Source organism: uncultured Roseobacter sp., from assembly GCF_947492555.1.
Classification (GTDB): domain Bacteria; phylum Pseudomonadota; class Alphaproteobacteria; order Rhodobacterales; family Rhodobacteraceae; genus Roseobacter.
In genome coordinates this window covers 740,286-765,466 of record NZ_CANLNE010000002.1, presented here as the reverse complement: position 1 = coordinate 765,466, position 25,181 = coordinate 740,286, and the positions used below count along the sequence as shown (strand labels likewise).

Annotated in this window: 24 protein-coding genes; 8 read left to right on the top strand and 16 right to left on the bottom strand. The window is 61.7% G+C overall.

Going from position 1 to position 25,181, the window contains the following annotated elements:
* Positions 1-25 precede the first annotated feature (25 nt).
* Complete coding sequence (locus Q1A07_RS10785; protein ID WP_299780554.1) at positions 26-940, bottom strand: LysR family transcriptional regulator; 915 nt, start codon at positions 938-940, stop codon at positions 26-28.
* An 87-nt stretch (positions 941-1,027) separates the two neighbouring features.
* On the opposite strand from Q1A07_RS10785, the gene Q1A07_RS10780 reads away from it, so the two are divergent.
* Entirely contained in the window at positions 1,028-2,011 is a 984-nt protein-coding gene (locus tag Q1A07_RS10780; protein ID WP_299780552.1) for an aldo/keto reductase, read from the top strand.
* A gap of 88 nt (positions 2,012-2,099) precedes the next feature.
* Here the strand turns inward: Q1A07_RS10780 and Q1A07_RS10775 are convergent, their stop codons facing one another.
* The 4 genes from Q1A07_RS10775 to Q1A07_RS10760 form a co-directional block, all read right to left on the bottom strand.
* Entirely contained in the window at positions 2,100-2,873 is a 774-nt protein-coding gene (locus Q1A07_RS10775; protein WP_299780550.1) for a hypothetical protein, read from the bottom strand.
* Positions 2,874-3,021: 148 nt separating this feature from the next.
* Positions 3,022-4,548, bottom strand: coding sequence for a cytochrome c peroxidase (locus Q1A07_RS10770; protein ID WP_299780548.1), 1,527 nt, complete (start codon positions 4,546-4,548; stop codon positions 3,022-3,024).
* A gap of 129 nt (positions 4,549-4,677) precedes the next feature.
* Entirely contained in the window at positions 4,678-6,003 is a 1,326-nt protein-coding gene (locus Q1A07_RS10765; RefSeq protein ID WP_299780546.1) for an NAD(P)/FAD-dependent oxidoreductase, read from the bottom strand.
* 27 nt (positions 6,004-6,030) lie between these two features.
* On the bottom strand, positions 6,031-7,113 hold the full coding sequence (locus Q1A07_RS10760) for a methyltransferase domain-containing protein (protein ID WP_299780544.1): 1,083 nt from the start codon (positions 7,111-7,113) through the stop codon (positions 6,031-6,033).
* Between the two features lie 116 nt (positions 7,114-7,229).
* On the opposite strand from Q1A07_RS10760, the gene Q1A07_RS10755 reads away from it, so the two are divergent.
* Positions 7,230-8,267, top strand: a complete 1,038-nt coding sequence (locus Q1A07_RS10755) for a helix-turn-helix domain-containing protein (RefSeq protein WP_299780542.1) — start codon at positions 7,230-7,232, stop codon at positions 8,265-8,267.
* 35 nt (positions 8,268-8,302) lie between these two features.
* Here Q1A07_RS10755 and Q1A07_RS10750 read toward each other — a convergent pair whose 3' ends face one another.
* A complete protein-coding gene (locus Q1A07_RS10750; protein ID WP_299780540.1) occupies positions 8,303-9,469 on the bottom strand; it encodes a hypothetical protein in 1,167 nt (388 codons plus the stop codon).
* 146 nt (positions 9,470-9,615) lie between these two features.
* Between Q1A07_RS10750 and Q1A07_RS10745 the strand changes: the two genes are divergently transcribed.
* The 6 genes from Q1A07_RS10745 to Q1A07_RS10720 are packed head-to-tail and all read left to right on the top strand — an operon-like array spanning position 9,616 to position 16,162.
* Positions 9,616-10,797 (top strand): thiolase family protein, encoded by a 1,182-nt coding sequence (locus Q1A07_RS10745; RefSeq protein WP_299780538.1) that lies wholly within the window; start codon positions 9,616-9,618, stop codon positions 10,795-10,797.
* A complete protein-coding gene (locus Q1A07_RS10740; RefSeq protein WP_299780536.1) occupies positions 10,794-11,174 on the top strand; it encodes a hypothetical protein in 381 nt (126 codons plus the stop codon). The genes Q1A07_RS10745 and Q1A07_RS10740 overlap by 4 nt, the downstream gene beginning before the upstream one ends.
* Positions 11,171-12,841, top strand: coding sequence for an AMP-binding protein (locus Q1A07_RS10735; protein WP_299780534.1), 1,671 nt, complete (start codon positions 11,171-11,173; stop codon positions 12,839-12,841). Before Q1A07_RS10740 ends, Q1A07_RS10735 begins: the two co-directional genes overlap by 4 nt.
* A complete protein-coding gene (locus tag Q1A07_RS10730) occupies positions 12,838-14,310 on the top strand; it encodes an aldehyde dehydrogenase family protein (RefSeq protein ID WP_299780532.1) in 1,473 nt (490 codons plus the stop codon). The genes Q1A07_RS10735 and Q1A07_RS10730 overlap by 4 nt, the downstream gene beginning before the upstream one ends.
* Before the next feature lie 13 nt (positions 14,311-14,323).
* Positions 14,324-15,070, top strand: a complete 747-nt coding sequence (locus Q1A07_RS10725) for a GntR family transcriptional regulator (RefSeq protein WP_299780530.1) — start codon at positions 14,324-14,326, stop codon at positions 15,068-15,070.
* A gap of 12 nt (positions 15,071-15,082) precedes the next feature.
* A complete protein-coding gene (locus Q1A07_RS10720) occupies positions 15,083-16,162 on the top strand; it encodes a nucleoside hydrolase (RefSeq protein WP_299780528.1) in 1,080 nt (359 codons plus the stop codon).
* Here the strand turns inward: Q1A07_RS10720 and Q1A07_RS10715 are convergent.
* From Q1A07_RS10715 to Q1A07_RS10670, 10 genes are read right to left on the bottom strand one after another with little or no spacing between them, the layout of a single operon-like run.
* Complete coding sequence (locus Q1A07_RS10715) at positions 16,155-17,576, bottom strand: hypothetical protein (protein ID WP_299780526.1); 1,422 nt, start codon at positions 17,574-17,576, stop codon at positions 16,155-16,157. The genes Q1A07_RS10720 and Q1A07_RS10715 overlap by 8 nt on opposite strands.
* Positions 17,577-17,586: 10 nt before the next feature.
* On the bottom strand, positions 17,587-18,351 hold the full coding sequence (locus Q1A07_RS10710; protein WP_299780524.1) for an SDR family oxidoreductase: 765 nt from the start codon (positions 18,349-18,351) through the stop codon (positions 17,587-17,589).
* Positions 18,352-19,254, bottom strand: coding sequence for a tagatose 1,6-diphosphate aldolase (locus Q1A07_RS10705; protein WP_299780522.1), 903 nt, complete (start codon positions 19,252-19,254; stop codon positions 18,352-18,354).
* A gap of 3 nt (positions 19,255-19,257) precedes the next feature.
* On the bottom strand, positions 19,258-20,274 hold the full coding sequence (locus tag Q1A07_RS10700; protein WP_299780520.1) for a dihydroxyacetone kinase subunit DhaK: 1,017 nt from the start codon (positions 20,272-20,274) through the stop codon (positions 19,258-19,260).
* Positions 20,271-20,792: a DAK2 domain-containing protein gene (locus Q1A07_RS10695; RefSeq protein WP_299780518.1), complete on the bottom strand. Its 522-nt coding sequence runs from the start codon at positions 20,790-20,792 to the stop codon at positions 20,271-20,273. The genes Q1A07_RS10700 and Q1A07_RS10695 overlap by 4 nt, the downstream gene beginning before the upstream one ends.
* Entirely contained in the window at positions 20,789-21,625 is an 837-nt protein-coding gene (locus Q1A07_RS10690; RefSeq protein ID WP_299780517.1) for a sugar phosphate isomerase/epimerase, read from the bottom strand. Before Q1A07_RS10690 ends, Q1A07_RS10695 begins: the two co-directional genes overlap by 4 nt.
* The gene (locus tag Q1A07_RS10685) at positions 21,622-22,383 is read right to left on the bottom strand and encodes a hypothetical protein (protein ID WP_299780515.1); all 762 of its coding nucleotides are present in this window, start codon (positions 22,381-22,383) and stop codon (positions 21,622-21,624) included. The genes Q1A07_RS10690 and Q1A07_RS10685 overlap by 4 nt, the downstream gene beginning before the upstream one ends.
* Complete coding sequence (locus Q1A07_RS10680; protein WP_299780513.1) at positions 22,383-23,420, bottom strand: ABC transporter ATP-binding protein; 1,038 nt, start codon at positions 23,418-23,420, stop codon at positions 22,383-22,385. Before Q1A07_RS10680 ends, Q1A07_RS10685 begins: the two co-directional genes overlap by 1 nt.
* Positions 23,417-24,241, bottom strand: a complete 825-nt coding sequence (locus tag Q1A07_RS10675; protein WP_229884161.1) for an ABC transporter permease — start codon at positions 24,239-24,241, stop codon at positions 23,417-23,419. Before Q1A07_RS10675 ends, Q1A07_RS10680 begins: the two co-directional genes overlap by 4 nt.
* A 3-nt stretch (positions 24,242-24,244) precedes the next feature.
* Positions 24,245-25,102 (bottom strand): ABC transporter permease, encoded by an 858-nt coding sequence (locus Q1A07_RS10670; protein ID WP_299780509.1) that lies wholly within the window; start codon positions 25,100-25,102, stop codon positions 24,245-24,247.
* Between the last annotated feature and the right edge of the window lie 79 nt (positions 25,103-25,181).

Below are 25,181 nucleotides of genomic sequence, written 5' to 3'. Positions count from 1 at the left end.
CATCATACGCGGAGAGGCCCGGAGCTCACCTGAGTTTTTCGGCACGCGCCTGTTTCAATCGGTCGCCGTTCTGCCGAAATATCTCCACAAGGTGATCGGCAACAACACGGACGCGTTGCGACGCGGAGAGGTCGCTGTGCAGAACCAGCCAGATCGGCTGATCGAGCCCCAGTTCGATGGGCAAGGGCTGCAGCCCCGCCTCCCGCGCCAGAAAATGCGGCAGAACAGCAAGCCCGATGCCCGCTTGCGCCGCGGACATCTGCGCGGCAAGCGTCGAGGCCATCAGCACCGGCGCCCTGCCCCGCAGGGCCCTTTCGATCCATTGCGCGGCCGGGAGTGTGTTTTGCCGCTCCGACCACCCGATGACGCGGTCGTTCTCCAGCAGCCCCTCCTCCGGGCGTGCCCGGCGCGCGGCCATGTAGCCGGGTGATCCGTAAAGTCCGAACCCGATCGTCCCGATCCGGCGGATCGTGACATTCCCGCCGGTCGGGCGCACCATGCGCACGGCAAGATCGGCCTCGCGCCGGTGCAGGTTCGCGGTTGCCACATCGGTGATCACGTCCAGCGTGAGATGAGGGTGCCTGTCCAGAAGCGCGGGCAGGGTCGGAATGATGATCGGGTTGGCGAGGTTCTCCGCCGTGGCCAGCCGCACGTGCCCCGTGACCTCTGCCTCTGCCGTCACACCCGCCCGAAAGCTGAGCATCGCCTCCTCCAAGGCTTCGGCACGCGGCAGCAACGCCGCCCCCTCATCCGTCAGCTTATAGCCCGTCTGATGATGCACGAAGAGCGGCATGCCCAAAGCCTCCTCCAGCCGCTGAATGCGGCGTGAAACGGTCGCAATACCTGTGCCGAGCATATCGGCGGCCCCGGTCAGGGTCCCGCTACGCGCCACGGCCAGAAAGACCGGTGCATCGTCCCACTTGAGGCGTACATCTTTCATTTTCGGAAAATAGCATTCCAATCGTAGGTATTTCTACTGCCTTTTCGGAAAACTATCTTGGGGGGGGTCCAATGAATGGAGCAACAGATGCAACAACGATCCCTGTCCCCGACCCTCACCGTCTCTGCGCTTGGCCTTGGCTGCATGGGTATGAGCGAGTTCTACGGCCCCCGCGACGATGACGTATCCCTGAAAGTCCTGAACCGTGCCGCGGATCTCGGCGTAACCTTCTTTGACACCGCCGACATGTACGGTCCGCATCACAACGAAGAGCTGATTGGCCGCTTTTTGAAGGAACGCAAACCAGATGCAGTGATTGCCACCAAGTTCGGCATTGTCCGCGCACCCGGCGAATATGCCAGAACCCTCGACAACAGCCCGGACTACGCCCGCACCGCCTGTGAAGCGTCCCTGCGGCGGCTGGGCGTCGAACGGATCGACCTTTATTACGTACACCGGGTCGACCGCAATCGCCCGATAGAGGAGGTCATGGGCGCGCTTTCCGCACTGGTCGAGGCCGGTAAAATCGGTCACATCGGGCTGTGCGAGGTCAGTGCTGACACCCTGCGCCGCGCCCATGCCGTGCATCCGGTGACGGCGGTGCAAACCGAATACTCGCTGTGGTCACGCGAGGTGGAACAGGATGTCCTGCCCACGTGTCGCGCGCTTGGTATCGGCTTTGTGCCCTACTCGCCTTTGGGTCGGGGTTTCCTGACTGGCAGTTTCAGCAAGGGCACAACATTCGGGGAGGGCGATTTTCGTGCCAACCTGCCGCGCTTTTCGCCGGACAACATTGAAACCAACGCGACGATCCTGGATGTGGTCCAGCACCTTGCCGCGTCAAAGGGTTGTACACCCGCGCAAATCGCTCTCGCCTGGCTGCTGGCAAAAGGCGAGGACATCGTGCCGATCCCCGGCACCAAACGGTTGAAATATCTCGAAGAAAACACCGCCGCGCAGGATATCACGTTGGCACCGGCAGAGGTGCACGCTCTTGAGGTGGCGATTTCCCATCTCGAGGTGGCAGGCGCGCGCTACACCGAGGAGGGGATGAAAGGCCTGAACGCCTGAGCAGCTGGGGGGCTCAAGCTGCAACCGCATGGCCCATAATCTGGCAAAAGAACCGGGACGGTGCAACTGCCCGCCCCGGTTCAACCCATCACATGCCCGCGCGCTTTGGCAGGCCCACGTACATCTGCACATGGGTCACCGTGGAAAACTCACCGGTCAGCGGACCATAGGTCTTGCCATCCGAATGCCATGCCACGGCGAGATCGGCCATCAGATGTTCGCCTGTCAGCTGCAGACAGGGTGATATGGTGCGAACAAACTCGGCCGACCCGTCCGCATCGGCAACAAACACATTTTCGGATCCGTCGCGCGCGCCGAAGGGCAGGTCATATGTGCCGATGAACGGGTCGGTCGGCGGCCAGACCATGAAGTCGTGCCACATCGTATAGACGCCATCGGGCATGAGGTTTTCAAACGAGAAGTCCACCTTGCCCACGCCGTTCTCGCAGGTGTAGGTGCCGTTGCCCTTGGCGGCAAACCACTCCCCCAGCGTCAGGCCGAGCGCGCGACCCTTTGGATAGGGCCCGGTGTCTTCGGTATCGAGGAAATTATGCGCCACAGGAACCGCTGGCGCATAGAGCGGCGCGTCCATGTCCCGCGTGGCGGCTGTGGGCCGGAAGACCTCGCCCGACCCTGGGACCTTTTCATAGAAGACGTCCTGCTCCGCCATCCCTTCATCGATGTGGAAGATAAAGTTCAGCGTCATATGTTCGGGCGCATCCGCGGCGGCTGGGGTGGCCGAAGTATTGGCCACATTGCCCACGGGAACGCCGGAATCGAATTGCACCTCCTGCGTCTCCGCTGCCACGGTCGCAGCGCCAAGAACCATGGACACTGCCGTTGAAACTAGAAATTTGGTCATTTTTCAGTCCTTTAGATTGAAAGCAAATATGCTTGGTTGGAAATTCAGGTTTCGGATGGGGAAACCGTTAGGGAAGGCTGCAGCACCGCACGCGCGGCGCTGGCAGCGGATCTCGATCGATACGGTGGTCAGCGAAGACACCGGAGTGTTATCCTCCCCGCGCGCGAGCCCCTTGACGTACCGGCTGCGGCGGCAAACCGGAGGGCACAGTGTCCGGGATCAGATGACTGCGGTCGACAGCCGTCGGATCGGTCAGGCTGTGCAGGAAGGCCAGCAGGGCATCGACCTCACGGTCCGACAGAGACACCGGCGCCAGTTGGGAGGCCTCCGCAATACGGTCCCGCAGAGCCTCTGAGCGATGCACCCATGTATCGCGCAAATCAAAGGCAGCGCGCTGGGGGCTGCTGAGGAGGGGAAAGAGTAGTTTGGAGCCTTCCCCTTTGGGTTCGATCACCCGATCCAGCGGCAGCAGATCGATGGCGCTGGCGTCATAGGCATTCAGCGACGCAACGCTGTCCAGATGATGGCGCACCATCGCCTCCAGATCGTCAAACGCGCCGTTGTGACCCCAGGGACCGGTCAAGGCGACATTGCGCAGACTGGGCGTGCGAAAGGCAAAGAGGTCCGCATCGTCAAAGGTCACACGGTAGCGCCCTTCGTCCTCCAGCCTGTCTTTAAAGCCGGAGGCGCGCCAATATCCCGTGTCCGCACCGTGGCCCTTTCCGGGGCCGATCTGCGGCACGGCGATCGCGTGAAAACCATGATCCGTCAGCAGACTGCCGGAATGGCAGCCGCCGCATCCCGCTTTCCCATGGAAGAGGGCAAAACCGCGCCTCTGCACTGCGGTCAGAGCGGTCTGATCGCCGGCCACCCAGCTGTCAAACGGGCTTTGATCGGACCGGAACGCAACGGTCTGGAAGGCCGCAAGCGCGCGGGCCGCCTGCACGAAGGAAACCGGTGTATCATCGCCCATCTCGGGAAAGGCATCGCGAAAGCGGGTCCGGTATTCCGGGACAGCATCCAAACGCGCCGCCAGCAGGTCCCAGGCATCGCCCACCCGGTCTTCGGCAACTGCGGTTGCAACCGGGTTTTCCCCTTTTTGCCCCGCCATTTCAGACGCGGACAAGACCGGGAACATCGCCTGTGCTGCCAGCAACGTGTCGAGACCCTCCGGCAGGTCTTCCCGTGCAGGGCTCCAATATCCGCTTTGGAAAATCCTGTGTGGATCAGGCTCCAGACGGCCATCATGAAACATCGATACGTATTCCCGCGCACCGATGTTCCAGAGCGCCTGCGCGTTGCGGGGAATCCGCTGGGTGACGCCCTGCGCCGTGCGTCGTTCCGGGCCGAACCCGGTGCCGCCCTCGCCGATGGACAAGGCAACGCCATCGCTGCTGCCGCGTGCCGGATCATGGCAGGTGCCGCAGGAGATATTGCGGTTTCCAGACAAAATCGGATCAAAGAACAGGGCACGGCCCAGCGATACCATCGCCTCTGGTGGTGCGCCGTCATAGAGAAAATCTGTGTCGGTCAAGGGGGCCGGCAGCACCTTTTGTCCGGCATCGGCCTGAAATACGCCGCCGACGGACATGGCCACCAAAGCAATGGCACTGGCCGTGACCGCCAGACGTCCCAGAACTGTCCGGGTGCCCTGGTTTCTGTAAAGCTTCTGCATCGGTTATCTCGCTTTTCGAGGTGGGTCTATCTGCGAAATCAGCGCCAGTAATCCTGGCCAAACCGGTTACGTTCCGCGCGGGTCAGGTGTTCCAGCCCCATGTCCCGCAACAGGTAGTCGGGCATGTCATCAAGCCTTCTCAACGCGCGTTTCTGGCGTAGAGCGACGCGCCATTTCGTCAAAATTCCGTGCAGGCTCGGACTGTGCCGACCCCGGCGATTCATCACTGTTATAATCATCGTTAACTCCATTCACTTTCAGCGCCTTTTGAGCGATCTCGCCCGTGCCGTATGTGACGCTGTTCACGGTGGGCAAACATTTTTCCAATCGGCTGATGGCCGTCGCGATGCGCGTCGCACTTTCGCCTGCAGTGTGGAAAAATCCTTTTAATTTAGGTGCATATCCGGTGAACCACAGACCGGGATTGCTGGGATCTGGCTCGCCAGTCGGGTGCAGCGGCTGGCCCGCATCGCTAAGAACTCCGAATTCCTTGAACAGGGGGTCGAGGCCCGTCTGGTATCCGGTGGCGCAGATGACCACATCTGCCTTCACCGCGCGCCCATCCATCAGCTGAACGGCATCGGCAGTGAATCCAACCGTTTCGGCAACCGCCTCAACCCGGCCCGACTTCAACGCGGCGACAAAGCCGTCATCCATCGCAAAGGTCACCCCTTCGGTCATCATGCGGGTATTGCCACCAAGTTTGTGCCGCCGCAGGCCGTGCCGTCGCAGGTTCCCGAATGCAGCCCATTGGGTTGCGGCAAAGAGTGGATCAAGCGACCACTTGGGAAAGCGCAGAAACAGACCCGCCAAGCGGTGCAGCGGAAAGCCAAGGATACGGGTCGGCAAAATCGACGGGCCATGCCTGAGCGATACCCAGACCTTTGCGGGGGCCGTCCGCGACAGGTGGTTCAGGACATCGGTGCCGGAGTTTCCGGCGCCAACAACAAGCACGTTTTTCCCGTCATATGCGCGAACATCCTCAAAGTCTGCCGCATGAATGACCGTTCCGCCAAAATCGTCCAGACCCGGCCAGATTGGCAGGCTCGGCTGCTGTTCCCGACCGGTGGCGACAATCAGATGGGCGGCCGACAATACGCCCGTGTTCGTGACCACCCGCCAGCCGTCGGCCGCACGCGCCACCCACTGCACCCGCGTTCCGAAGTGGATCGGCGCATCGAGATCGCGTGCGTAGTCCTCCAGGAACTCGACAACCGTATCCCGGCGCACAAAGACCCCATCCTTGCAGGTCATCTTCTTGCCGGGCAGGGACGCATAGTGACGGTGTATGTTGAGCCGCAACTGCGGATGCCGTGACCGCCAAGGGCTGGCGATCTGGTCCTTGGCCTCCAGCACGGTGACCGGAATGTTTCGAGCGCGCAGCTCGTATGCGGCGGCCAGACCAGAGAGGCCTGCCCCGATGACGATGACGCCGTTTGTAGAACTCTGTGACATCAAAACTCTCCGCTCACAAAAAAGGCATCAGGGCCGGGCGACAAAGTAGGCGTTGATCGGATCATGCGGCAGGCGCAGCATCTCGATCTGCCCAAACCCGGCGCGGGTCAGAAACTCCTGCGCGGTTTCAACGCCCCACATCGCGCCCAGGCCGGGCCCGCCCTGGCCGACAGAGATCGGCGTGCAGTGCATGAGGGAGATGGTGTAAATAAGCGGCGCAAAGGGGTTCTGGATATTGACCTGCAAATCCCGCGACCCGCCAATCTCCTGCATCAGGAAAACGCCCCGTTCGTTCAATGAATTGAACACGAGATCCAGCGCCCCTTGGGGGTCCTTTTGATCGTGTATGGCGTCAAAGGCTGTCACCAGATCGAAAGTGCCAAGCTGCTCAACCGTAGACAGATCCTGTTGCTCGTAGGTCAGGTTGCTCAGACCCTTTTGTCGGGCCTCGGCCTGCGCCACATGAAACGCATCCGCACAGAGATCGACACCGGTGAACCTGCTGGCGGGAAAGGTTTCGGCCAGATGTAGCATGGCCCAGCCTCCACCACACCCTATGTCGACGACATCGATCCCCTCTTCAAGCCGTTCGCGCAGGCCCGGAACGATGGGCAGGATGTGATCGACCAGCGCCGCCACCACGGTCTGAGCGCTGTCTTCGCCCATAACCTCGTGGAACCGGTCATAGTGATGATAATGCGTGCCCGCTCCATCCTGAAACCGCGCCAGCATCTCTTCTTCGACGCCAGCCGCAACACCGATGAACTGGCTGGTCACGGCGATATTGTTGGGACTGGCGGCGCGCGTCAGGAAAGCAGCGTGTTCGGGTGGCAGCCGGTAGGTCTGGGCGATTGGATCATAGGTGACCACCTCCGAGGTGACCATCACGCCGAGCCATTCCCGCACGTAGCGTTCCGCCAGATTGGCCTTGTCCGCAAGGGCCTGGGAAGTGGCGCCGGGCAGGTCGGCAAGTACGTCGAAAAGCCCGCTGCGATGCCCCAGCGATGTCATCAGGGACAATGCGCCCGCGTTCAGCGCGCCCACCAGACGATTTGCAAAGGCTTCTGCCTTGGCCTCGTCAAACGGCGAGAGGGGGGTGTGTTCTGTCATGATCTTGCTCCACGTCATGAGGCGGGATGCCTCTGTGCCTGCAGTGCTATTGCCGGATGCTTGCGAGTCGTGATATGCGGCGAACAGATCAAAGCGGTGAAAATCGGACATATCGCATGACCTCTTCTCCAACCGCCTGCCGAACTGCCGTTCTGGCCATGCCCTGCGTCGGCACTTCCACTGTTTTCGGCATTCTCGATGTCATGGGTTCGGTCGGGCGCGACTGGCAGATGTTGCATGGCGCGCAACCGAACCCCTCGGCCTTCGACGCAAAGCTTCTATCGGTCGATGGTGCCTCCTACCGGGATGTAAATGGCCGGGTCATCACGCCCGACGGCGCGCTGAGCGATTTTGATCGACCGGATGTCGTGATTGTCCCGGATCTGCATCTCGCCCCTTCCAGTCCGATGCCGGATGAATTTGTTGAAATGTCGACCTACATCCGCACTGCCCACGCCCGGGGTGCCGTCATTACATCGGTATGTTCGGGATCGGTCCTTCTCGCGGCCACGGGGTTGCTGAACGGGCTGGAGGCGACCACGCACTGGGGGTTCGGTGATTTCATGACGCGGGAGTTTCCGGATATTCAGTTGCGGCGGGAGCGCATTCTGGTTCCTGCAGGTGAAGGGCACCGTGTGGTGACGGCAGGCGGCGCGTCCGCCTGGGGCGATTTGATGCTCTACCTGATTGGTCGCTTTGCAGGCGAGGAAGAGGCCAGACGCATGGCAAAGATCTACCTGCTGCAACCCCATACTGAAGGGCAATTGCACTATGCCTCGCTGTTGGCCGGACGACAGCATGAAGACGCGGTAGTGGCCGAGGCACAGGTCTGGGCAGCGGATAACTACGCGGTGCCGCGACCGGTTTCCGCCATGGCCAAGCGCACCGGATTGACCGAACGCAACCTGTTGCGACGGTTCCGCCGTGCCACAGGGCAATCACCCGCCGATTACATCCAGACCCTGCGCATCGAAGAAGCGAAACAGATGCTGGAGACAAGTGACACGCCCATCGAGGAGATCGCCAGCGAGGTCGGCTACACGGAGACGTCGAGTTTCAGAAATGCGTTCAAGCGCCATGTTGGCATGTCCGCCTCAGCCTATCGCAAGAAACGCCTGCCGGGGGTGGCGCAATTTTCCGCCGCGTCACAGTGACGTGGTGTCGGCATCCGCTGTGCGGGTGCCCTTCGTCAAGGATCAGAGAGACCCTTCAAAGTGGCACGGCGTGGCAGCCGCACCGACACCCAGCCACACACAAGTGCGGCCCCCATCGCGCATAGCAATGGCAGCATGAAGCTGTCGCGCATGTCGAACATCACTCCACCCGCCCAGGGGGCGAGAAACCCCGCGACCCCCCACGCGGAAAACACCACGGAGAAGCGTTTGGCAAAGTCATCCGCCCCAAAGGCGGCTCTGGTCATGACCGGAACCGTCGAGGCGACGACCCCGTAGCCCGTGGCCACCAGGATCAGGGCGACGCACAGCATCACCGGGTTGAGGTGAAAAGCGGCCGTCGCCAAGCCAGCCAGCGTCAGGCCCATCGCCATCAGCATGCAGGTCTGCGGCTGTAGGTGCTGGGTCAGCAGGGCAACGGACAACCGGCCCGAGGTGTTGCCAAGCGCGATACCGGCAAGGCCGAGACTGCCCAGGGCGACGCCGGCACCGGCGACATCCATCATCTTGGAGGCCAGTCCAAGCACCATCAGCCCGCCGAACGACCCGAAGGCAAAAATGGTCCAGATCATGGCCAGTACCTGTGTCGACTGCCCCGGGCGGGCAGGTGTGACGCGTTCTGCACGCGGCGTGCTGCGCATGGGAAAGCCAGGCTTCGACGTAAGAGCCACCAACACAGAACAGCCGCCGAGGCCAGCAGCCAACAGCAGCAACCCGTCCAACCCATAGCCCTCTGCGTCCATCACCCGCCATAGCGGTCCGAAAACGGCACCGCCGGTGCCGAAGGCCGCGACCATGGCCGGGGTGGCGATCTTATGCGCAGGCGATGAGGCGGCAACGCCAAGGGCGGCGATATAGATGCCCCCGCTGGCGGCGCCGAAGCCTCCACTGAACCACAGCAGGAAAAATCCAAACTCCGGCATGCGCGCCGCTGCAAGAACGCCCATGGCACCGAACAATCCGAAACAGGCCACGGCTCTTGGGGTCGACGTCTGCACGGGAAGGCGGGGCGCGAGGATAACGGCGACGGTAAAGCTCACGATTGCCAGAGAGAAAATCAGGCCCGTCTGGGCCGTGGTGACGCCGTAAGCGGCCTGCACCGGCGCAATGAGAGCGCTCCATCCATAGAGACCACCTGCGCAGAAACAGACCAGTCCGGATGTCAAAAGCGACCTCAAACTCAAAGCGAAATCCTCGCCAGCCCATCACGGTGACGCCGAAACCGGCATACGGCGGCCCTGCGCGTTCATCTTCAAAATCAACTTGTATCTACAAATATGTTAGGTCAAAGTATCCCGGTGATCCAGCCAAATGTGAGCACCGTTGAAAGATGAAAGTCAGAGACGTCACAGTCACCGGCGCTGCCCTGACGCCCTTCAACCGGCGCAAGGACGGGACCGGCTTTCGCGACTGGGCCCTCTCGGCCTTTGAAATGGCCCTGGAACGGTCCGGCTTGGAACGGTCGGATATCGACGCGCTTTACGTCGCCTCCGAGAGCGATTTTTTCCATCTGCAGCTGAACCCGGCCTCCGTTCTGGCAACGGAGTTTGGTCTGACGGGGGTTGCCGCCACGCGCTGTGAAGGTGGCGGCGCGTCAGGTCAGGTTGCCGTGCACACCGCCGCCCGCGCCATTCAGGCCGGGGCGGCAAAACATGTGGCTGTCATCGGCGTCGATCCCTCCGCCTCCTCATTGTCAGGCGATGCGATCCGCACCCTTTACGGGTTTTCCTTCGACGCCTGGACAGATGGTATGACGGGCCTGACCTCGACGGCGCTCTATGCGCTGTCCTTTCAGGCTTTTGCAGCGGAACATGGGATCACGGAGGCGGATCTGGCGACCGTGACCCTCCAGAATCGCAGCAATGCGTGCCACAACCCCGGTGCGCATTTGCCACGCAGGGATAGCCCACAGGACATCGCCGACAGCCCGGCCATCGCTTCACCCTACCGGCGCCTGCACTGCTCACCATTGTCCGATGGGGCCGCGGCGATCATCCTGTCCCGAACCGATGCGACACCCCGCAGGCGTGCCGGAGCAGCCAGAATTGCCGGGATGGGGACCGCGACGGATCACATGCATCTTGGCGCGCGGGCCGATCCGGGGTTTTTCACCGCAAAACAGATAGCGATGCAGCGGGCCTGTGCCGAAGCAGGCGCGACCCCGGCGGAGATCGGCCTTGCCGAACTCTACGACGCCTATGCGGGAACGCAACTGCAGTCCATTGCCGCCTTGGGGTTGAGCGAGGATGTGTCGCGCGACCTGAACAACGGAGCTTTTGCGCCCACCGGCCGCTGCGCGATCAACCTGTCTGGCGGATTGATGGGGCAAGGCGCGCCCGTGGGCGCAACGGGCGTCGGGCAGACGGCAACCTGCGCGCTGCTCCTCGAAGGCAGGTACCACCCCTCCCTGCAGCCCGACACGCTGCCCCGCTATGCGCTGGCGGACACCCACGGCGGGGTCTGTACTCTCTCGGCGGTCACGATCCTTGAGCGTGCGGAGAAAGCGGCATGATTTCAAATCATATTGGCCTCGACTACGCATTGAACCCAGGCTGGATGGCGCCCTATGTCGCTGGGCTGTCGGTTGGCAAAGCAAGAGCCCGGCGCTGTCAAAGCTGCGCCGCAACCAGCTTTCCACCCTTGCGGGTTTGCACCTGTGGCTGCTTGGAGGGGAACTGGACAGACTTGCCCGGCACCGCGCAGATCCTGTTTCGCACAACCGGGCTGGACGGCGATTTCGGTCTCGTGCACTTCGACGGGGCCACAACGAAAACCACGCTGCGGCTGCAAGCTATTCCCGCAACGGAGACGCGGGGCATCATCGCCGCATCCGGGGACAATTTGCCCGTGCTGTGTCTGACAGCCCTTACCGGGGAGCGGGACGGGTGAGCGCAAAAATCAACATTCCCCACGACCTGCATGCCGGGCTCAATCTGACCGAAGTCGGTGATGGCTACGAGATCAGGTGGCCGGAAGGCGCAAACATCTTTCACATGACGGTGGGCAAGCACCTCGACCCCGCCACACGTGACAACCCGGCCATGATTTTCGAGGACAGTGCTGGCGTCACACATGTGCAAAGCTTTGCACAGGTCGACCGCGCGGCGACCAACCTCGCCGCGCAGCTGAGGCAATTGGGCTATGGACGCGGCAGCCTGATCGGCCTGCACACCGGACAGCATCCCGATACCGCCATCGCCCATATGGCAGTCTGCAAGCTGGGCGGTACCGCCGTGACGCTGTCGCAGCTCTATGGTCCCGACACGCTGCGCCATGCAATGAACGATTGCGAACTGCCCGTCATCCTGACCGCAGCCGACGCCTGGGCGCCGATGCGTCGGGCGACCCGAACCGATTTCCCGCACCTTAAACATGTCCTCTGCCGCGACCCGCAGGACGGTGATCTCGATCTGGCCGCCGCCATGGACACCGACGCGCCTGACTTTGCGCCGGAGTACACAGGCGCCGATGATCCCGCCCTGCTGATGTACACCTCCGGGTCAACCGGCAAGCCCAAGGGCATCCTGCACGGGCATCGGATACTGGCGGCCTATACGCCGTCGATCAACCTGTTCTTCAACCTCGCGATGGAGGACGCGGATGCGGTCTATTGGTCCCCGTCGGACTGGGCATGGGTCGGCGGTCTGCTGGACATGCTGTTCCCCGCATGGATGGCGGGGCGACCCATCGCCACCTCGCTGGAACGGTTCACAGCCGATTACGCCTATGGCTTCATGAGCCGCCAGCAGGTGACACACAGCTTCCTCGCACCCACGGCAATCAAACGTCTGGCGCAGACGCCTGACCCGCGCGCGGTGCATGATCTGGCCCTGAAAGTCATCTGTACCGGCGGGGAAGCGCTTGCCTCTGAAACCCTGAATTGGGCGGAGACGAAGCTGAAGGTCGTGTGCAACGAGTTTTATGGCATGACAGAGGTGAACCACCTGATCGGGAATTGCGCCGCTCTCTACCCGCGCAGACCAGGCTCCATGGGCCGCGCCTATCCGGGGCATCAGGTTTTTCTGGTGGACGCAGACGGCGAAGAAGTCGCAGACGGTGAACCGGGTGAAATCGTAACCTCGCAAAACTCTCCCACCCGGTTTCTGGGCTATCTGAACAATCCCGAAAAGACGGCGGAGATGGCGCTGGGGCCGTACCTGCGCACCCATGATCTGGCGGTGCGGGATGAGGACGGCTATTTCTGGTACAAGGGCCGGGCCGACGATCTGATCAAATCCTCCGGCTTCCGGATCGGTCCCGCAGAGATCGAGGAATGTCTGCTCGCCCACCCCGGTGTGGCCGAAGTTGCGGTAATCGGCAAACCGGATGCGGATCGGGGGGCCATCGTGAAAGCGGTTATCAAGCTGAAACAGGGCTTTTCCGGCGATGTGGCGCTGTCTGAGCAGCTGCGCGCGCATGTCAAAACCCGGCTGGCAGGCTACAAGGCCCCGCGTGAATTTGCCTATGTTGGCGGGTTCGAGATGACCTCGTCCGGCAAGATCAATCGTCGTGCGCTGCGCGAAGCTGAGAAAGCGGCGCAGGGAGACAAGTCATGAAGATGACCCCGCTCTTGCCAGAGGTTGCCGCCTTCATCGAGGCCAAACAGGCGCTCCGGATCGGGGGCAAGCGCTGCGATACCGCGCAAACACTGGCGGTGATCAACCCGTCGACCGGGCGTCCTCTGGCCGAGGTGGCGCGGGCAGGATCGCCGGAGATTGATCTTGCGGTTCAGGCGGCGACACGGGCCTTTGAGGGCGGGCCATGGGGCCGGATGATGCCCCATGACCGGGGTCGCATTCTGTGGCGACTGGCCGATCTGATCGAAGAGCGCGCACCGATTTTCGGGCAGCTCGACGCGCTCGACAACGGAAAACCATACGCAACCGCACGGGATGTTGATGCGCATTGGTCTGCGCGTCACTTCCGGTATTTCGCGGGCTGGCCGGATAAGATCGAAGGCGCGACAATCCCGGTCAGCACACCCGACCGCTTGAATTACACACGCATTGAGCCGGTGGGTGTCTGCGGGTTGATCACCCCATGGAACTACCCTTTGCTGATGGCCGCCTGGAAACTCGCGCCCGCCCTGGCCGCAGGCAACACCATCGTGCTGAAACCCTCAGAAGAAACACCGCTCTCGGCGCTCTATCTGGCCGATCTGGCATTGGAAGCGGGCCTGCCGGAAGGCGTTTTGAACGTCGTGCCCGGCTATGGCCATGATGCGGGCGCGGCACTGGCAGCGCATAAAGACGTCGCAAAAATCGGATTTACCGGCAGCACGCGCACGGGCCGCGAGATCGTCAAGGCCTCTGCCGGCAATCTCAAAAAGCTTTCGCTGGAACTGGGCGGCAAGGCGGCCAATATCATCTTCCCGGATGCCGATCTGTCCCGCGCCATTCCCGGTGCCTTCTGGGCGAATTTCGGCAACAACGGGCAAAGCTGCACGGCGGGGGCGCGACTCTACGTGCATGACAGGGTGTATGATCAGGTGGTGGATGGTCTGACCGCGCTGGCGCGAGAAGTCAGCGTTGGACCCGGCCTTGAAGAACCCGGCCATGATCTGGGCCCGGTGATCAGTCAAAAACAGATGACCATGATCCTTGGCCATGTCGAGACCAGCCAACAGCAGGGCGCGACGGTGCAGATCGGCGGCGCGCGGGCGCAGGGCGAGGGCTGGTTCATCCCGCCGACGCTGATCACCGAGGTTGAGGATAGGATGACCATCGCGCGGGAAGAAGTCTTTGGCCCTGTCCTGTCGATTTTGAAGTTCACCGACGACGCCGACGTGCTGGCCCGGGCCAACAAGTCGGACTACGGGCTGGCGGCGGGCCTTTGGTCGCAGGATGTGACGCGCGTCAGGCGGTTTGCCGACGCCCTGCAGGCTGGAACGGTCTGGGTAAACTGTTGGGGGGAGACGGATGCCGCCTCGCCCTTTGGCGGTGTGAAACAATCAGGCTACGGGCGCGAAATGGGCAAGGACGCCATCGCGCTCTATAGTCAGACCAAAAGCGTCTGGGTCGGATAAGGGGATGGTATCCATGCAATCAGAAACGCAACCGAAGTACGAACATGCGTACCGCGTGATCCTCCAGCGTCTCAAGGCGGGGCGGTACCCTGTGGGCGGGCGCATGCCGACCGAAAGCGAACTGGCCACGCATTTTTCAGTGAGCCGCGTGACGATCCGACGAGCCTTGGACATGCTGGTGCAGGATGGCTACGTCGAAAGCAAGCAAGGCAGCGGCTACCGGGTGCTGACCCTGTCGCCCGCCTCCGACACCTGCCTGACATCTTTCACCGATGCGATGCTGCGCGCGGGGCACGACCCCTCCTCCCGCTTCATGTCGCTGGATCACTTTGCCCCCGGCGCGCCGGAAACCGCAGACCTGCCCAAGGAGATGCAGGGCACCGAAATCAGCCGCGTGGTCCGCCTCCGGCTGGTCGATGACAAGCCAAGCATGCTGGTGATGACCTATGCCCCCCGCGCGCTGCTCAAGGATGCCAAGCCCGAAGACTTCCCGGAACGCGGCCCCGAACAATCCATCCTACGCATCCTCAGCGCACGTTTCGGGTTGGACTGGTCTGCGGCTTGCGAAGACATCAGCCCCATTCTGGCCGATGACACCATGGCGGAGACCTTCCAGATCGAGCCCGGACAGCCCCTGTTGAAACAGGCCTGTTCTGCCTTTGATGACACCGGGCGCATGGTCTTTCACGAAGACGTCTTTCGCGCCGGGTCCGTCAGTTTCAACCTGTCCCAATCCGCCCGCACGCCACGCCACGTCTGAGGAGACCCGCCCATGAGCTTTTCACCGCTCCCCCCCGCCTTTATGCAGGATCGCCTGTCACTGCCACACGGCGGGCCGGTTCGGTTGCTGATCGACACCGATGCCGCCAATGAAATCGACGACCAGTTCGCGATTGCCTGGGCGCTGCTGTCGCCGGAGCATATGATGGTTGAAGCGGTCACGGCCGTGCCGTTTTCCTTCGCCCACCATCAGCCGGAGCTTTTGGCTGCGGAGCGGGCCCTGGAAGAAGGCACGGCCCGCGACGAGCATCTGGTGGGCGGGTTTCAGGGATGGCTCGACCGGTTGCATGGGCAAGGTCGGCGCGCCGCGGATCTGGCATTTGTCGGGCCTGCAGAAGGTATGGATCTCAGCTATGCAGAGATTTGCACCATCTACGAAAAGCTTGGGATTTCCGCAGAGGGCAAGGTCTTCAACGGTGCGCAACGCTATATGCAACATCCGGAGGACGTGGTGGACTCCGATGCCGTCGACACCATCATCCGCCTTGCCAAAACCGGTGATGCGCCGCTTTACATCGCGGCCATGGGTTGTGTGACGAATATCGCAAGCGCGTTGCTGAAAGCGCCGGAGATACGGGAGCGTATTGTTGTGATCTGGACATCGGCCTACCCCTCGTCGGCCCCGCATTGCAACCGTCCGTCGCTGAACCTAGTACAGGACGTGCATGCCTCGCGCATCATTTTCGACAGCGGCGTGCCGCATGTCTATCTGCCCGGTTATCACGTCGGCGCGCAGCTGAAGATTTCGCGGCCAGAGATGGCGCAGTTTGTCAAAGGGCGCGGGGCGATTGGCGATTACCTGTATCACATCTACACCCACAACCCGCTGCACGACATGTTTGCGATCTCGGACAGGGAACGGCGCACCTGGGTGATCTGGGACATCATCAACATTGCCTGGCTGATCAATCCGGACTGGGTGCCGACACACCTGACGCAGTCGCCTATTCTGGACGCCGAATTGTATTGGCAAAGGGATGCAAACCGTCACCAGATGCGCGAAGCGCACGACGTGCAGCGCGATGAGATTTTCCTCGATTTCTACGACAAGCTTGCCGCGGCAGCTACGTAAAGTCGCGCCTGTCCAGATGCCCGCGCATCGGGACCCGTCCCAATATGTCCATGCCCGTCCACGACGCGAATTCCGTCAGGATGCCCACGACATTGCCGGGCACCAGTACGAAATGATGCTCCAACCCATGCGCCATCACGCTGGCCACGACATCTTCCAGATCCGCATCTTGCCCGTCGATCTCGAAACTGTCCAGCCACCCGCGACAGCCTGTGAAGCCACTCGGATCACGACCCGAGACCTGCGCGGTCATGCCAAAGAAGGCGCTTGCGTTCCGCGCCACCCGAAATACCGTGACGGGTCCGTCGCGGAAGACCAGATCGCTGATCGCGCCATAGACCGGGCCAACCTCCGTGCCGCGCCCGATCATCGGGTGATTGATCCATTGCGCCCCCGCCTCATCAGCCAGATACAAGGGGCCGCCACCGCCATGCCACATCAAAAGCTGTCCGCTCTCCAGATCAGGCTCCGTCATGTCCAGCAGGTAGCCAACCCGCCCTGTCACAGATGTGGCGATTAGCTGTGTGACCGCGCCCAGCACGTCACCTTCGGACGCGACGGGCAGGTTGTGACGTTCCTCCAGCCACGTAAACGCAGCCCCGGGGTGCATGCCCGGGTCATCCTGCAACGCAGGCCAGTCACTGACCGCTAGCGCCGAATATCCCCCCGCCTCGGCCATCTCCGCAAGCGCCAGGGCCGCGCGAGCCGTGAGCGCCATCTGATCCTCGGACACGCCGGAGACTTCGGCGGCGCTGGCCATCTCTGCCACCTCAGCGGCGACAAGATCTGGGTCCAACGTGGCCATCCGCGCGGTCAGTTCATGCATATCATGGTGGGCGACATCGACGCCAAGTCGCGCGCGCAGTTCCGATGTCGACACCTCCATGTTGTAGAACGTCATGGCCAACCCGCCAATCACGCCGATCCGCGCGCCTTTCAGAGACTGCGCCGCCTTGAGCGCCCGCAGCGTGCAGCGCAGGCGATCTTGCAAAGCGGCACTTTCCGGCGCGCCGTGGTACCATTGCACAGGCCGGGCAGAGAGGTCGCGCACCTGGCGCGCAATCGACATCGACATGTTGAGCGAGACGAAGTTGTTAAGCTGCACATCTCCGGTGCGCACCGGTTCCGGCACCGACCAGAAGCCACAGCGGAATTCGGATGCCGCTACCGTGCGGGCGACATCGCCCATGGTGAAACCGCCATGCAGGAGCAGAACAAAATCAACCCCTTGCGCCCTGCATGCGGCAAGGGCCCTGTCCGTATCCCGCGCATCCATGGGCGTGTCGGCATGCACGTAAATCTCGGCACCTTCATCGGCACATAGGGTTGTCAGGGCGGTTTCAGCAGCGGCCCATACCCCGTGTTTTTCGGGAAAATAGCTCGGCAGGGACGCGCGGATCAGACCAAGTTTCATGATTTTGCCCTCAGATTCTCAGGTACCCGCCATCCACAACCAGTGACGTGCCCATCACATATTTGGCCAGATCGGAGGCGAGGTAAATGCAGGCATCCGCGACTTCTTCGGGCTCGCCCCAGCGTCGGGCCGGGATCATGTCCAGATATCCTTCGCCGGTCTCCGTCCCGATCACCGGATCATCCTCGATGTTCATCTGCGTGCGCATGATGCCAGGGTTCACGTTGTTCACCCGGATGCCCATCGGCCCAAGCTCATCAGCCAGTGAGTAGGTCAACAGACGTACAGCCCCCTTGGACATATTGTAGTGCGAAAAGCCGCCAGTGCCCCGCATCCCGGCAATCGAACACATGTTGATGATCACCCCGCTTTTACGTTTCACCATGGCCCGCGCCGCCATCTGGGAGCCAAAGAAAACGCTTTTGACATTCACGTCCTGCATGCGGTGAAAGGTTGCCTCGGTCGCTTCCAGAATGGGTTCCTTTTGCAGGATACCGGCGTTGTTCACCATGATATCCAAGCCGCCCCAGGCTTCGGCCTCCGCCACCAGAGCTTCCAGCTGATCGACCTTGCTGACATCGCAGGCGACGAACTTTGCCATGGCCGGGAATTGCGCATTGATGGCCTCTGCGGTGGGTGCGCCACCCTCCCGACCGACCTCATCCAGATCCGCGACGATCACCCTGGCCCCTTGACGGGCGAACCCTTCAGCGATGGCGCGGCCATTGCCGCTGGAGCCGCCGGTAACGATCGCAATCTTGCCGTTCAAAAGCATCTATCCCTCCTCCAAAGCCGTAATCAGCCGATGCAGACGCATCCTGCCGGTGTCCTGCAACCACGCCCGCAATGCGCCCTCGCCCTCGGCGCCAAAAATCGCGACGCCATCCGACCAGATCGCCCGCCCGCACATGAACCCGGAAAAATCGACACCCGCCTCCACCGCCAGTTTCAAGGACGCCTCGAACCAGTCAAAGGACACGCCCGCGCTGAGGTATACAAGATCAATCCCGTTTGCCGCCACGGCGGCATTGCGGAACGCCTCCAACGCCTGTGCACGTGTCATCTGTGCCGTGCCAAAGCCCTCCACAAAAGACAGATCCACAGGAATTTCGACTTTCAGAACGTCCACTTGAAATCGAGGGTCCGCAAAAACGTCCGTCGCGCGCCGCACCAGATCGGGTTTTTGCGCGGCGTATTCCGCAGTGCCCGCCGCAAGGTCCGGGTGATACACCAGCGGCTCCATCAGATACCGGATGCCCGCCGCGCGACATCGGCCCCCGATATCGGCCACAAGATCCTGCTTGCGGGCGTTCAGCTCCGGGTCATCATCCGGCGCGTAATACATGAAGAATTTCAGCTGCTCCACGCCCATTGCCGGATAGTCATCAACAATGAAGTTGCGGGGTAATACCGTGATCCGGTCCGCGTCCGAAATGTGATAGACGTCCGCCTCGAAGGCCAGCATCCGGGCGCAGCCATCGGGATAGCTGTGCAGCAAATCAGGCCCGCAGGTGGCGTCGACCAGAACCGTCGTGGCATCCGGCCCCAGGGTTTCCAGTACGGCCCGTTTGAACGTCAGCAAATCGTCGGGCTGGGCGCGGGGGCCGCGCGCCTCACGAATGCTGGCCTCCAGCCCGCTTCCGGCATCGACCGCCACGCCATGAATCCTGTCCGCCATGGTTCAGCCCCCCTGTGCGGTGATGTGCGGAAAATGAGGCGCCTTATGCGGGGCGCGCCACAGCGCGAGCATCTGCGGTGTTGGCGTAAAGAGTGAGATGGAGAACCCGCCCATTTCCTGCGTGGTGGAATAGGACCCGATCATGGGAGAGACAGGTTCAATCCCCTTCTCGCCCAACTGCCTGTGCACCTCGCCATAGATCGTCAGCAGTTCCATCATCGTGGTACCTCCCGCGCCGTTGACCAGAACGACCGTCGGCGTGCCTGCCTTGATCGCGCGATCCTCCAGCAGTTCACCCAGCATATAGGCCACAAGGTCCTTCACTGGCCCGACCTTCCGGCGACCGACGCCAGGTTCGCCATGCACCCCCATGCCGATGAAGACCTCATCCTCGGGCAGGGTAAACATCAACTCGCCGGTCAGCGGCGACACACCGGGCGAGACAGCAGCACCCAATGTCCGCGTGGCGGAGCGAACCTCGGCGCCAAGGGTCATCAGATCATCGATCCCCATCCCCTCTTCTGCCGCAGCCCCAAGGATTTTATAGATGAACATGGTGCCCGCAGCACCGCGGCGCTCCTCCTCCTGCCCTTTGGGTGCTGACGAAATATCGTCATACATCAGCAAGGGCTGCACGTTCAGCCCATCATCCTGCGCCATCAGGGAGGTGGCATTGCCGTTGATCACATCGCCTTCGTGGCGCGAGATCAGCAGGACGGCGCCCGCATCGCCGCAGACCTCTTCGATCCCTTCAAGGATCGCATCGGGCGATGGGGCTGCGAAAACATCGCCGACAACATTGGCGTCCAGCAAACCATCCCCCACAAACCCCATGGCGATGGGTTCATGCCCGCAGCCATTGCCGATGAGCAACGCGACCTTGCCTTCCTTCGTGCGCAGGTTTTTACGGCGTACCACGCGCGGGTCATCCCCCCGGCACACGATATCCGGATAGGCCATGACAAAACCGTCGATCATGTCGTCCGGCATCCGCTCCCTGGTGTTGAAGAGTTTCTTCACATGCGCCTCCATTCGGCAAAAATCGCCAGCAGCTCGGCCACTGAGGTGGCACCGGCATCAATGTGGCCAACGCCTGCGCCCTCCACATATCTGGCGCGGCCCCGTTTGGCGGGCATATCCCGCGTGGCATCCCGGCCTGTGGCGGCGGCTTGCGCAGCCTCATCAGGGGAGGTCGCCCCGGCAGCGGGGATCAGCGCGTCCAGCATTGTTTTTTCCCCCGGTTTTGCCTGCCCCAGCATCGCGATCCGATCCGCCGCCTGCGACAGTGCCTCACCCAAAGATGTGCCGTCGGCCGCCTTTTCCAACGCCGCGATGATCTGCGCAAAGAGCGAGCCGGACGCACCGCCTGCCGCCTTGCGAAACGCCTTGTCTGGCGCACCGTCGACTGCTGCTGCGGCGCGCAATCCCTTCAGGATGGTCGTCCCGTGATCCCCATCGCCGGTGGCCGCATCAAGCTTATTCAACTCCCGCTCAAGCGCTTCAAACCGGGTGACGCAGAGGGCGAGAAACTCTTTCATCCGAAAGTACTCTTCATGAAGGCCAGCGCACGACGGGCCGCATCCGTTGCATCGGGTTCAATGTGCCGCCAGATGTTCAGATCCGCACTGGCGGGGTTGCCCGCGATCACGAACATCTCTGCGACGATCCAGTCCTTATAGCCCGCGTCTTCCAGACCGGCTTTGACCCGATCCCAGGGGATATGGCCCGATCCCGGCACGCCACGGTCGTTGTCGGACACATGGAAATGCACCAGCTTTCCCTTGGCGCTGGCGATGGCCGCCCGGATATTCTTTTCTTCGATGTTGAGGTGGAAAGTGTCCAGCAAGACGCCCACCCGGTCGGACCCTGACGCATTGGCAATGCTGACGGCTTCTGCGGCTGTGTTGACCAGATCCGTCTCGAACCGGTTGAGCATTTCAATTCCGAGCGTAACATCCTGCGCCACCAGGGTTTCGTGCAGAGATCCCAACGCCTCGGCGGATCGGGCGGCCCGCACAGGCTTGTTCAGCGGATCGAACTGGCCCCAGGGCGCAAACACCACCCCCGCCAATCCGTGGGAGCCAATTCGGGCCGTGGTTTCAATGGCCCATTTCAGGTAGGCGACCCCCGCCGCGCGGGCATCGGCATCCTCAGAGGTGATGTCCTTATCTGGCGCCAGCCCATCGGAGCAGGTGACCTCCAGCCCGTGATCCCGTACCGCCTTACCCAGCGCCACGGCCTTTTCATCCGTCATCCCCAAGAGCGACACCTCGATGCCGTCAAACCCGAGATCAGCCACGATTTTCAGGATCGGGGTAATCTCGTCCGTCCATCGGGCCTGCCAGAGACCGGCGTGAATACCGTATTTCATGTCACTTCCTCCGTCAGCTTAAGGGCTGCGGCAAACACCGCTTCATTGCTGATCTCCAGCTCGGCCAGCGCCTCTGGCGTCATCGGGTCCATGAACCTACGCCCGGCGGTCAACTCGTCCCAGACCACAACCATCGAGACACCGGGCACACCGTATTTGGCCGCTGCGGCCAGGGTCGCCGCGGTCTCCATCTCAACGCTGAGCAGCCCGTCCTTGTGCCAGGCCTCATACATCTCAACGCTTTCCGCGAAGAGAGATGAGAAGGTCACATGCGGACCGATATGGACAGCGCGGCCCTGCGTTTGCAGCGCACTTTGAGCCCGTGCAATCCAATGAGGCGCAGCGTTGATCGTGGCGCCGTCGACGTAGTGTTCCGCCACACCGTCCTCGCAGCGGATGACATCGGGAACAATAATGTCACCCGGCGCCAAATAGGATTGCAGCCCGCCACAGGTGCCGATCTGTATGACCAGCTTGCACCCCAGTTGCGCAAAAATCTGGCTGACCTCCACCGCACGGGGCGCCCCGTAAGCCATACAGAACACGACTTTCTTGTCGCCATGCCTGCCCCAGAAGATGTCTGGGAACCCCAGTTCGCGCACATCTGTCAGGTGTTGCAGACGCGTTGCCTGCCTTTGGGCGCGCCACCAGGACCCTTCGAGGATGACGACATCCGGAATCTCGTCCTCTATGATGCCAAGCCCGCCCAGCCATTCCGCGCGGGTCACTTCGAAAATGGATCTGAAATTCACACTCATCAGATCACCCACAGCGTTGCGCTTGGCAGGTGGATCGGCAGCGTATCCCCAACTGCGTAGCTTTCGATCTCGTTGGGGTTCACCACCGCATCCACCTCGGTTTCTCCGACCCGCAGTTTCAGCCGCGTTTGTGTGCCCAGATAAATCACTTCGGCAATTGTCGAGGTCAGGGCATTTTGTGCGTCCGGTCCCGCGCCGATCCGTACATTTTCCGGCCGGAAGGTAAGCTTGCCAGCGCCGGTCGTGGCTCCCTCCGGTAGCGACAGCTTGCCAAGCGCACAGTCAAAAACATGACCGTCCGATGTGCCGGGAATGAAGTTATGCCCGCCAAAGAACCGCGCTGTCGCCTCGTCGATGGGGCGTTTGTAGAAGACATCGGCCCGGTCGTATTGCTTCATCTGACCATCGAGGATCAGCGCCACGCGATCGGCAAGGACCACCGCCTCTTCCTGATCATGGGTCACGAAAATCGTCGTGATGCCCATTTCCTGTTGAAGCGAACGGATCAGGTCGCGCATTTCAAACCGCAGGTGCGCGTCAAGGTTCGACAGCGGTTCATCCAGCAGCAGCACATTGGGCTGGACGATTAGCGCGCGCGCCAGTGCGACCCGTTGCTGCTGCCCGCCAGAAAGCGCGCTTGGCTTGCGATCTCCCAAATCCGGCAGTTTGACCAGCTCCAGCATCTCGCCCACGCGACGTTTGATCTCTGCGGGATCTTTTTTGCGCATCTTCAGACCAAAACCGACGTTGTCGGCCACGCTCATGTAGGGGAACAGCAGGTAGTTCTGGAACACCATGACCACGCCCCGGTCCTCGGGCTTGTCGCGGAGCACGGAACGGCCATCAAAAGTGACATCGCCGGAGGTCGGCTCCAGCAGCCCGGCGATCATCTTCATCGTCGTGGTCTTGCCGCAGCCGGACGGACCGAGAAGAGCGGTTAACTCGCCGGTGGGTATCTCCAGGGACAAGCGGTCCAGCGACGGGGTGGTCGCGCCGGGATAGACCTTGGTCAGCTCTTTGATCGAAACATGGGTCAAATCTGTCCAAAGCCTCCGACAGCGCCACTGCGACCCGAGAGGTGTTTGGCGGTGAGCAACAGGATGATAATGCCGGGCAGGATGTAGATCATGCCGATGGCACCGGTGATGTCATTGCGGCCTGCGGTCGCGAAGTTGAAGAGCAGGAGCGGCAGGGTTTCCACGCGCCCGCCACCGATCAGCAGGGTCAGGATGTACTGGCTCCACGACACCAGGAAGGCAAAGAGCCCACCGACGATGATACCGGGACGGATGGCGGGTAGCGTGACGTACCAGAAGGTCTTGAGCGGCGAGGCCCCGAGGCTGCGCGCCTGCGCCTCGAACGCCGGATCGTAATTGGCGAAGATGCCCGACATGACCAGCACCATATAGGGCAGCGTCGGGATCAGATGCACGAGGATCACGCCCCAGACGGTATTGTTCAGTCCCATCGAGATAAAGACCGAATGGATGCCCAGAACGACGGCGATACCGGGGACAATCGTGGGCGCGAGGATCATCAGTTCGACAATCTCCTTGCCCCGGAATTTATACATCCCCAGGGCGCGTCCGGCGGGTACACCGACCAGAATGGATAGAACCGTCGCGGCTAGTGAAATACCGATTGTCAGCCAAAGGCTGTCGAGCACCCCGGCGGTGTCGGACATGGCGTATTCCCACGCCCGCAGGGTCCAGGTCTTGGGCAAAAGATCGGGATAAAACCAGCCGCGCGCGAAGGACCAGATGGCCAGCGGGATCAGGGGCAGGACAAGCCAGGTGATCAGAACAACGCCGGTCAGAACCCGGAAGCTGCGCATTGGAATGCTCTCGGCGGTGCTCATGCGTTATCCCCTGATCCGGCGGCGCGAATAGCGCACGTAGAAATAGATCATCACGGCGGAGAGCAGCGCGATCACAATGGCCATCGCCATGGCCTCGGGCCGGGCGGCGAGGTCCACATCGGTGTATTTGCGGTAGGCGAGCACCGGCAGTGCAGCGGGGAAATTCGCGCCCAGAATGGCCGGGATTTCATAAGCGCCGAAGGTAAAAGCGAAGACCATCACGCTTGCAGACAGAACGCCCGGGAAAATAAGCGGCAGCAGGACATAGCGAAAGGTCTGCCATTTGCTGGCGCCCAGTGAGCGGGCGACACTTTCATAGTCTTCCCCGATGGATTGCATATTTGCCAGAACGATGACGCCAATAAAGGGGATTTCCTTCCACACGTATTGCAGAATGATCCCAATGGCATAGGGGTCGAAAACAAGGGCGGGGAAATCGCTGGGCCGGGCGATCATGCCGAACTCATGCGCGAGACGCGCGAAGCTGCCGGATTGCGAAAAGAGATAGAGCATCCCGATGGCACCCACCAGATGCGGCACCGTCAGGTTGAGCTGGAACAGGAAGTTCACGATGCTGCGGCCGACGAAACTGCGCCGCAAAAGCAGGGCGGCGCCGATGGCGAGGATCGAGGAGATCACCGTGGAAGTGAAGGCGATGTGGAAGGTCAGCAGGAAGGAGAGGTAGAATTCCCGATCCGTGAAGACGGAAATATAGGCGCTCAGGTCCGGTTCGGTCAGCCCGATCACCGGCATGTAGTTGAAGCTGCGCATCAGTCCGATCATCAGCCCGCCAAAGAACAGCACGACGATGATGAACATGGCGGGCAGCAGCAGCAAAAAGATTTTCGTTCGGTCTGACAAATGCCCGACTTCCATTTGAATCCGTTAGGGGTGGCGGCCCCACGACGCGGGCTGCGTCGCGGGACAGGTCAGCGGGAGA

Coding starts and splice junctions, on each gene's coding strand:
- Q1A07_RS10785 (WP_299780554.1), bottom strand. CDS start 940: ATGAAAGATGTACGCCTCAAGTGGGACGATGCACCGGTCTTTCTGGCC.
- Q1A07_RS10780 (WP_299780552.1), top strand. CDS start 1,028: ATGCAACAACGATCCCTGTCCCCGACCCTCACCGTCTCTGCGCTTGGC.
- Q1A07_RS10775 (WP_299780550.1), bottom strand. CDS start 2,873: ATGACCAAATTTCTAGTTTCAACGGCAGTGTCCATGGTTCTTGGCGCT.
- Q1A07_RS10770 (WP_299780548.1), bottom strand. CDS start 4,548: ATGCAGAAGCTTTACAGAAACCAGGGCACCCGGACAGTTCTGGGACGT.
- Q1A07_RS10765 (WP_299780546.1), bottom strand. CDS start 6,003: ATGTCACAGAGTTCTACAAACGGCGTCATCGTCATCGGGGCAGGCCTC.
- Q1A07_RS10760 (WP_299780544.1), bottom strand. CDS start 7,113: ATGACAGAACACACCCCCCTCTCGCCGTTTGACGAGGCCAAGGCAGAA.
- Q1A07_RS10755 (WP_299780542.1), top strand. CDS start 7,230: ATGACCTCTTCTCCAACCGCCTGCCGAACTGCCGTTCTGGCCATGCCC.
- Q1A07_RS10745 (WP_299780538.1), top strand. CDS start 9,616: ATGAAAGTCAGAGACGTCACAGTCACCGGCGCTGCCCTGACGCCCTTC.
- Q1A07_RS10740 (WP_299780536.1), top strand. CDS start 10,794: ATGATTTCAAATCATATTGGCCTCGACTACGCATTGAACCCAGGCTGG.
- Q1A07_RS10730 (WP_299780532.1), top strand. CDS start 12,838: ATGAAGATGACCCCGCTCTTGCCAGAGGTTGCCGCCTTCATCGAGGCC.
- Q1A07_RS10725 (WP_299780530.1), top strand. CDS start 14,324: ATGCAATCAGAAACGCAACCGAAGTACGAACATGCGTACCGCGTGATC.
- Q1A07_RS10720 (WP_299780528.1), top strand. CDS start 15,083: ATGAGCTTTTCACCGCTCCCCCCCGCCTTTATGCAGGATCGCCTGTCA.
- Q1A07_RS10715 (WP_299780526.1), bottom strand. CDS start 17,576: ATGAAACTTGGTCTGATCCGCGCGTCCCTGCCGAGCTATTTTCCCGAA.
- Q1A07_RS10710 (WP_299780524.1), bottom strand. CDS start 18,351: ATGCTTTTGAACGGCAAGATTGCGATCGTTACCGGCGGCTCCAGCGGC.
- Q1A07_RS10705 (WP_299780522.1), bottom strand. CDS start 19,254: ATGGCGGACAGGATTCATGGCGTGGCGGTCGATGCCGGAAGCGGGCTG.
- Q1A07_RS10695 (WP_299780518.1), bottom strand. CDS start 20,792: ATGAAAGAGTTTCTCGCCCTCTGCGTCACCCGGTTTGAAGCGCTTGAG.
- Q1A07_RS10690 (WP_299780517.1), bottom strand. CDS start 21,625: ATGAAATACGGTATTCACGCCGGTCTCTGGCAGGCCCGATGGACGGAC.
- Q1A07_RS10685 (WP_299780515.1), bottom strand. CDS start 22,383: ATGAGTGTGAATTTCAGATCCATTTTCGAAGTGACCCGCGCGGAATGG.
- Q1A07_RS10675 (WP_229884161.1), bottom strand. CDS start 24,241: ATGAGCACCGCCGAGAGCATTCCAATGCGCAGCTTCCGGGTTCTGACC.